This is a genomic window from Flavobacterium sp. NKUCC04_CG (assembly GCF_019345525.1).
In the GTDB taxonomy this organism is placed as follows: Bacteria; Bacteroidota; Bacteroidia; order Flavobacteriales; family Flavobacteriaceae; genus Flavobacterium.
In genome coordinates this window covers 1-240 of the sequence record NZ_JAHKRA010000081.1, presented here as the reverse complement: position 1 = coordinate 240, position 240 = coordinate 1, and the positions used below count along the sequence as shown (strand labels likewise).

Below are 240 nucleotides of genomic sequence, written 5' to 3'. Positions count from 1 at the left end.
CACATCACCAACCACATCAATCACAACTTCTGAATCGTTTTCCGATTTATAGGTATAGGTACCCGCATTCCCCTTGGTTAAAGTTGTTAGGGTTTCGTGGGTTTTTACCAAATCTACAAGAGTTAAGGTTTGGGAGTTCCCCTCGCTATCGCTATACTTGAACGCTGTTCCATCAAAAGTAACCGGTCCATCAGAGGATTTGATGATCGATTTTAGTTTTTCTAAAACAGCCGGGTTGTT

The 240-nt window shown here is 41.7% G+C and carries 1 pseudogene; it reads right to left on the bottom strand.

The annotated features are described in order from the left end of the window. Positions 1-240, bottom strand: a pseudogene (locus KO524_RS15625) (hypothetical protein); the annotation flags it as partial.